A 7,658-nucleotide genomic window follows, 5' to 3' on the forward strand; every position below is an offset into this window, starting at 1 on the left:
ATCTGTTGGTGTCACAGGAAAACAAATCATGACAAGAACCTTTCTCTTTGCTGCGGCGCTTATTGCTGCAGCGCTTTGCGTGAACCACCCTGTTTTTGCAGAAGGTGTTCTGGACAAGATCAAGAAAGGCGCCGAGAGCGTCGGGAACACGATCGACAAAGGTGCCGCCGCCGTCGATGAGACCATCGATTCAACATCAGAATTGCTGTCCAATGAGGCAACACCGGAGGAAACGCGCGCCAAGCTTGACGCGATGGCAGGCGAAATTCTGGATCAGCTTCTGACGGAGAACCCCGAGGCGCAGGCCCTGTATGACATCAGTGCCGGATATGCGGTGTTCGATTCTCGTAAGGTGACAGTGTTTCCCGTGTCGGCGGGCTATGGCCGTGGCGTAGCAGTGTCGAAAGACACCGGACAGCATACGTATATGAACATGGGGACAGGCGGTGTTGGCGGTGCCATCGGCATCGGCGGTTTCGAGACCAAATTCGTGATCCTGTTCGAAACCCCTGCTGATCTGGATAAGTTCATCAGCCAGGGTTACGACGCGACCGCAGAAACAGGGGCCATGTATGGCGAGGATAAAACCGGCGAAACCCTGCGCTTTACCGATGGGCGCTCGTTCTTTGTTCTCAACAAAAAGGGGTGGCGCGTATCGGCCGGCGCGTCGGGCACCAAGTTCTGGAAATCGCCCGAGCTGAACTGATCAGCCAGAACAGCTGGCGCCGCCCAGGACACAGAACTTGGCGCAATGAGGGTGGTTCAGATGCACGTCCGACTCGGCCTCGGCAAGGGTATGACCCAACTCGAACTCCGGCTCGTAGGGCAGTAGGGTGCAGGCCAGGACAGCAGGTTTTTCGGCCCCCTTGCGTTTGACCACCATACGTGCGCTGGCGCACATGACGTCGTTGGGGGATTTGCCCAGAATTCCCCAGCAAGCCGTGGTGATTTCGGGGACTTCAACAGTTTCGTCCATTTCGGGGAACAGAACGGTCCGAGCCGGGTTTTGCGGGTCAATATCGAATCCGTGCTCGGCAATGAACTTGGCATAACCCGTACGGCTTTCCGCCTCTGAATCTCCCCAGACGGTGCGTCCGGCGATGGCCATGTTGAAACCGTGGTCGCGCAACCACTCCATCCCGGCCAAGGTTTTGTCGAAACTGCCCTCGCCGCGCTCTTCATCGTGCAGGGCCGGGCGGAAGTGATCGACCGAAATGCGCAGAGTCAACATTTGGTTGAATTCCTTTTGCAACCCCAGCAAGCCTTCGCGCATTTTACGGCGCATCATCGGAGCCATTGCGTTGGTCAGGATCAGAACCTCGTATCCTCGTTCCAGCGCGGCGCGTGTCATGTCAATCATTTCCGGGTTCATGAACGGCTCACCACCCGTGAACCCGATCTCGCGCACGGGCCAATTGCGAGCTTCGATTTGATCCAGGTAATCACGAACCTCGTCAGCCGTGATGTAAACCAAAGCATCATTGGTCGGGCTGCTGGCTATGTAGCAACTCACACATTCGATATTGCACAACGTGCCTGTATTGAACCAAAGGGTTTCGGGGCGTGTCAGGGAAACCGTTGCGCGGGCCTGTCCGTCAGCTGTCACCGATTTGTTTTGAAACTTGCCGATATTGGCAAGCTGAGGGGCGTTGTCTTTCATTCCCGCATCCGGTTCTTTGAGGTCGTCGTTCTGATCTAGCCCTTCGCCGCCGATTTGGTAAGGGTGACGCAGCGGTTCTGACAGAGTTTTGATTAGTGTGATTTCTCGGTATATGGTTGCGCTAACATTGGACATGCCGGAAGGGGCGAGGTAAGGACAACTCATGGTTTCACGCGTCATACCAGTTGATCCCTTTGATCTGATTATTTTCGGTGGCACCGGCGATCTGGCGCAGCGCAAGATCCTGCCTGCGCTTTACCGTCGCTTTTGCGCCGGGCAATGGCATGAAGATGCGAAGATTATCGCAGCAGCGCGTGCGGGCCATTCCGCTGATGATTTCCGACGGATGGTCACAAAGTCGCTTCACCAGCATGCCGCGGTCCGGGCCGCGGATTCGCAGGCACTGTCCCGTTTCCTGCAGCGGGTCGATTATGTCCCGCTGGATGCTATGTCAGACGCAGGATGGGATGTGCTGGGTGAAAAACTCTCACCCAACCGCGTTCGCGCGTTCTATTTCTCGGTCGGCCCCAGTCTGTTTGGACCCCTGGCCGAGCGTGTCCGGGCTTATGATCTGGCGACGGAAGAGACGCGCATTGTGGTGGAAAAGCCGTTTGGGCATGATCTGAACAGTGCGCGAGAGCTGAATGCCACACTCGCTGCGCATTTTGATGAAAGCCAGATTTACCGGATCGATCATTATCTGGGCAAGGAAACCGTCCAGAACCTGATGGCGGTACGGTTTGGCAATATGTTGTTCGAACCGCTGTGGAACAGCCAGTATGTAGACCACATTCAGATCACGGTTGCGGAAACCGTCGGTATCGAAGGGCGCGAAGAATACTATGAGCGCGCGGGTGCGATGCGTGACATGGTGCAAAACCACCTGATGCAGCTGCTGTGTCTGATTGCCATGGAACCCCCGGCAAAGTTCGATCCGGACGCGGTACGGGATGAAAAGCTCAAGGTGATCCGGGCGCTTGATCCTGTGGAACCGCATCACATCGTGCGCGGCCAGTTTTCGGAGGGGCCGGACGGACCGGGATACCGTGAATGTGTTGGCAATCCACGCTCGACCACCGAAAGCTACGTGGCGCTGAAGGCGCATGTCAGCAATTGGCGATGGGCGGGTACGCCGATTTATTTGCGTACGGGTAAACGGTTGGTGGCGCGCTCTTCGATTATCAACGTGATGTTCAAGGACGCACCGCATTCGATTTTCGGGGAAGAAGCCGGGCGTCACGCCAATGCGTTGTCGATCCGATTGCAACCCAATGAGGGGATCACACTGAAAGTGACGATCAAGGAACCAGGGCCGGGCGGGATGCGTTTGATCGACGTGCCTTTGGATATGAGTTTTGCCGAAGCGCTGGGGCCGGAAAACCAGGACCCGCCAGATGCTTACGAACGTCTCGTTATGGACGTGATCCGGGGTAACCAGACGCTGTTCATGCGTGGAGACGAGGTCGAGGCCGCATGGGCCTGGACCGATCCGATCATCGCCGGATGGCTGGCGCGTGGGGACGTGCCCAAACCTTATGACAGCGGCAGCACAGGGCCTGGCGACGCAGAGCTGCTGATGAAACGCGACGGTCGCCGCTGGCAAGGAATAAAGCCATGAACATTCAGGAATATGCCGATCGGGAAATGCTTGCGATCGATGTGGCAAACGCGTTGGTGGGTGAGCTTGAAGCCGCTTTGTTGCACAACGACACGGTTGCGTTGGCCGTCCCCGGCGGGACAACGCCGGGGCCGATTTTTGACAGTCTGTGCGCCGCTGATCTTGAATGGGACCGCGTACGCGTTCTGCCCACGGATGAGCGCTGCGTACCGGCTGATCATGAACGTTCGAACGAACGCCTGATCCGGGAGAGACTGCTGACCAGCCGGGCATCCGTGGCGCAGTTTATTCCACTCTATGTGCCGGGCACAGAGCCTGAAGCGGCGTTGCCCGAGGTTGAATCGCTGATCGCGCCAGTGCTGCCATTGTCGGTTCTGGTCCTGGGGATGGGGGAAGACATGCATACGGCCTCGTTGTTCCCCGGAATGGAGGGGCTTGCCAAGGCTCTCGACAGCCAAGCGCCAACCTTGATCGTCGCCCGGACCGATGTGCAGCCAGAAGCTCGGATTTCTTTGACGGCCCCTGTTCTGGACGGGGCTTTGTCGAAACATCTGGTCATCTACGGGCAGGCAAAACGAGACGTTTTGGAAAAAGCCATGTCAATGCCACCGGAAGAGGCACCGATCGCCGCCGTTCTCAGTGGCGTGACGGTTCATTGGGCGGAGTGAGGCAATGCAGCTGAATGCTTTGAAGACACTTGCGACGGCCGAACGCCGTATCGTCGATCTGTTCGCAGAGGATGCAAACCGAGCCGGGTCGTTTTCAGTCTCATCCAAGGATATGCTGTTCGATTATTCGAAAACACAGATCGATGAAGACGTGCGCGTGGCGCTGCTGCAATTGTGCGAAGAAGCCGGGCTTGCGACACAGCGCGACGCCATGTTTGCCGGGAAGAAGATCAACGAAACCGAAGGGCGCGCGGTGCTGCACACTGCCTTGCGCAACCTTGATGGCGGGCCGATCGAGGTGGACGGTCAGGATGTTATGCCCGGGGTTCTGGGCACACTGCATCGGATGCGTGTCTTTGCCGAGGAGGTGCGCGGCGGCGCCATTGCAGGGGCAGGGGGCAGTTTTACCGATGTGGTGAATATCGGCATCGGAGGATCTGACCTTGGCCCGGTGATGGCCACGCACGCACTGGCCCCGTATCACGATGGTCCGCGTGTGCATTACGTCTCGAATGTGGATGGGGCCCATATTGCAGACACGTTGCGCCAGCTGGACCCGACACGGACGCTGGTGATTGTCGCGTCGAAAACATTCACCACGATCGAAACGATGACCAATGCGCGCACGGCCCGCGCCTGGATGTCTGAGGGTGGGGGGGATCCGTCCCGCCAGTTTGCTGCCGTATCCAGCGCGCTGGACAAGACGCAGGCTTTCGGCATCCCCGAGGCACATGTATTTGGTTTCGCCGATTGGGTGGGCGGGCGCTATTCGGTCTGGGGGCCGGTTGGATTGCCAGTCATGATTGCCGTCGGTTCAAATGCATTTGACGCGTTTCTGCGCGGCGGGCAGGCGATGGATCTGCATTTCCGTTCGGCGGATTGGGGTGAAAACATGCCTGTGATACTGGCGCTGGTCGGTATCTGGCACCGTCAGGTTCTGGGTTATTCCAGCCGGGCCGTGCTGCCCTATGATCAGCGGCTGCTGCGCCTGCCTGCATATTTCCAGCAGTTGGAAATGGAATCGAATGGCAAATCTGTCGCGATGGACGGATCAACCCTGACCGTCCCTTCGGGGCCCGTTGTCTGGGGTGAGCCGGGAACCAACGGTCAACATGCATTTTATCAGCTGATCCATCAGGGCACGGATGTCATACCCTGTGAATTCATGGTCGCTGCCGAAGGGCACGAACCTGAGCTGATTCACCATCACCGCCTGCTTTTGGCCAACTGTCTGGCGCAGTCAGAGGCTTTGATGCGTGGTCGTTCTTTGGATGAAGCCCGTGAACGCATGGCGGAAAAAGGCCTTGATGGCGACGAACTTGATCGGCAGGCGCGACACCGGGTATTTCCCGGTAATCGTCCTTCCACAACGCTGATGTATCCGAAGCTTACACCGTTCGTTCTGGGGCAGATTATCGCGCTGTATGAGCATCGTGTGTTCGTTGAAGGCGTTCTGCTGGGCATCAATTCCTTTGATCAGTGGGGGGTGGAGTTGGGCAAAGAGCTTGCCAACTCTCTTGGGCCTGTCGTGGATGGTGTTGCGAGCGCTGAAGATAAAGACGGATCAACCGCTGCATTGGTCGCCTATGCGCTGAAACACCGGGATTAACGGCAGAAAATGCTGCCTGTCACCTTGGTGGGCAGCATTCTTTTATTGTCAGACAATTAAATGATTGGCAGGGTTCCTCCGTAGGAAACGACTGGATTGACGCATCGGGTCACGCCCCAAGCTGTCAATGTCAGGTGGAAAAGGCAGAGGCCGTCTAAGGTCTCGCCAAGGACGGGAGGATGTCCATGCTGGGACAGATGATGACGCAGCCCCTGCTGATTTCGTCGCTGATCGAACACGCAAAGCGCTATCACGGTCAGACCGAGATTGTCTCGGTCGAAACGGATGGAACGGTCACTGAAACCAACTGGTCCGAGATTGCAGTGAATGCGCGACGAATGGCGTCGGCATTGACGACTCTGGGGCTGGAGCCGCAGGACAGGATCGGGACACTGGCCTGGAACAATCGGCGGCATCTTGAGATCTATTTTGCCACTTCCGGCGCGGGCTATGTCTGTCACACGGTCAATCCCCGCCTGTTCCCCGAGCAGCTGACCTTTATCATCAATCATGCCAAGGACAGGGTTCTGTTCTTTGATGCGACGTTCATTCCGCTGATCGCCGCGCTGCATGACGCTTTGTCCGAGGTTCAGCATTTTGTCCTCATGGGGCCTCGCAATGAAGAGGCTGCGGCTCAGGTTCCTGATCTGAAGTTCTATGACGAGTTGATCCAGACAGGAGATGCGAATTTCCAGTGGCCCGACCTGGATGAAAAAACCGCCTGCGGTCTGTGCTATACGTCGGGAACGACGGGCAATCCAAAGGGCGTGTTGTATTCTCACAGGTCAACACTGCTGCACAGTTTTGCATCGAACACACGGGATGTGATCGGGTATTCTGCGATGGATGTTGTTATGCCTGTTGTGCCGATGTTCCATGTCAACGCGTGGGGGTCGCCTTACGCCTGCGCCATGTCGGGATCGCGGCTTGTGTTGCCTGGACCGGATTTACATGGTGAAGCGCTGGTCAATCTGATCGATACCTATGGCGTGACACTGGCCATGGGCGTGCCTACCATCTGGCAGGGTCTACTGGCCCATGCCGCGGCATGCGGAACCGAACTCAAAAGTCTTGATCGCACTGTTATTGGCGGCGCAGCCTGTCCGCCGTCGATGATCGAAACGTTCCGCGAAACCTATGGCGTTGACACGGTTCACGCCTGGGGCATGAGCGAGATGAGCCCGCTGGGCACGACGAATTACCCATTGGCCAAACACCTGAAGCTGCCGCCGGAAGAACAGCACAAGATTCGCCTGAGCCAGGGAAGACCGCCCTTTGGGGTTGAGTTGAAAATCGTGGACGAAGATGGGAATGATCTTCCGCATGACGGTGAAACTCAGGGCGACTTGCTGGTGCGGGGCCACTGGGTTCTGGACAGCTACTTCCAGTTGCAGGATCAGGATCTGTTGCAGGATGGGTGGTTCGCGACCGGGGATGTGGCCACTTTGGACCCGGATGGTTACATGACCATTCGCGACAGATCCAAGGACATCATCAAATCCGGTGGGGAATGGATCAGTTCGGTCGAGCTTGAGAACATCGCTGTGGCCCACCCCCAGCTTGCGACGGCCGCCGTGGTCGGTGTTCCGCATCCGAAATGGGATGAACGCCCCTTGCTGGTTGCCGTGAAAGCCGATGGAGTAGAACCTAGCGAACAGGATTTGCTGTCCTTTTTCGATGGCAAAATCGCCAAATGGCAGATTCCTGACAAGGTTGTCTTTGTTGATGCGCTGCCACTGAGCGCAACGGGAAAGGTCTTGAAACGCAAGCTGCGAGCAGAGTTCGGGAATGCCCTGACAGGGTAGGTCTGCTGCGTTTTGGGGAATTGGCTCCGGCGGTAGGGATCGAACCTACGACCAATTGATTAACAGTCAACTGCTCTACCGCTGAGCTACGCCGGAACGGTTCGCGCCGTATAGCAATCCGGTTTCCCGGCGTCCAGGGGGGGCGTGTGTTTTTTCGACGAAAAAACCAGCAGAAACCGATGCGATTTTTGGCGTCATTGAAGGTCTGAACGAGGGGGAATTTGGCTCCGGCGGTAGGGATCGAACCTACGACCAATTGATTAACAGTCAACTGCTCTACCGCTGAGCTACGCCGGAA

Annotated in this window: 6 protein-coding genes and 2 tRNA genes; 5 read left to right on the forward strand and 3 right to left on the reverse strand. The window is 57.1% G+C overall.

Annotated elements, in window-relative coordinates; genetic code table 11:
• The first annotated feature begins 28 nt into the window (after nt 1-28).
• A complete protein-coding gene (locus tag AC2FEB_RS06510; RefSeq protein ID WP_496676434.1) occupies nt 29-706 on the forward strand; it encodes a lipid-binding SYLF domain-containing protein in 678 nt (225 codons plus the stop codon).
• On the opposite strand, the gene AC2FEB_RS06515 is transcribed toward AC2FEB_RS06510, so the two are convergent.
• Nucleotides 707-1,660 carry a radical SAM protein gene (locus AC2FEB_RS06515; protein WP_496676431.1) on the reverse strand — a complete coding sequence of 318 codons (954 nt, stop codon included), beginning with the start codon at nt 1,658-1,660 and terminating at the stop codon, nt 707-709.
• A 163-nt stretch (nt 1,661-1,823) separates the two neighbouring features.
• Between AC2FEB_RS06515 and zwf the strand changes: the two genes are divergently transcribed.
• The 4 genes from zwf (at nt 1,824) to AC2FEB_RS06535 (ending at nt 7,360) form a co-directional block, all read left to right on the forward strand.
• Complete coding sequence (gene zwf / locus AC2FEB_RS06520; RefSeq protein WP_496883916.1) at nt 1,824-3,278, forward strand: glucose-6-phosphate dehydrogenase; 1,455 nt, start codon at nt 1,824-1,826, stop codon at nt 3,276-3,278.
• On the forward strand, nt 3,275-3,946 hold the full coding sequence (gene pgl / locus AC2FEB_RS06525; protein ID WP_496676426.1) for a 6-phosphogluconolactonase: 672 nt from the start codon (nt 3,275-3,277) through the stop codon (nt 3,944-3,946). Before zwf ends, pgl begins: the two co-directional genes overlap by 4 nt.
• A gap of 4 nt (nt 3,947-3,950) precedes the next feature.
• Complete coding sequence (gene pgi / locus AC2FEB_RS06530; protein ID WP_117868816.1) at nt 3,951-5,555, forward strand: glucose-6-phosphate isomerase; 1,605 nt, start codon at nt 3,951-3,953, stop codon at nt 5,553-5,555.
• A gap of 185 nt (nt 5,556-5,740) precedes the next feature.
• Nucleotides 5,741-7,360 (forward strand): long-chain-fatty-acid--CoA ligase, encoded by a 1,620-nt coding sequence (locus tag AC2FEB_RS06535; protein ID WP_496676503.1) that lies wholly within the window; start codon nt 5,741-5,743, stop codon nt 7,358-7,360.
• 21 nt (nt 7,361-7,381) lie between these two features.
• On the opposite strand, the gene AC2FEB_RS06540 is transcribed toward AC2FEB_RS06535, so the two are convergent.
• Nucleotides 7,382-7,456, reverse strand: a tRNA-Asn gene (locus tag AC2FEB_RS06540).
• A gap of 126 nt (nt 7,457-7,582) precedes the next feature.
• Nucleotides 7,583-7,657: transfer RNA gene (locus AC2FEB_RS06545), tRNA-Asn, on the reverse strand.
• Nucleotide 7,658: the final 1 nt, after the last annotated feature.

Source organism: Ruegeria sp. YTSC106, from assembly GCF_059609765.1.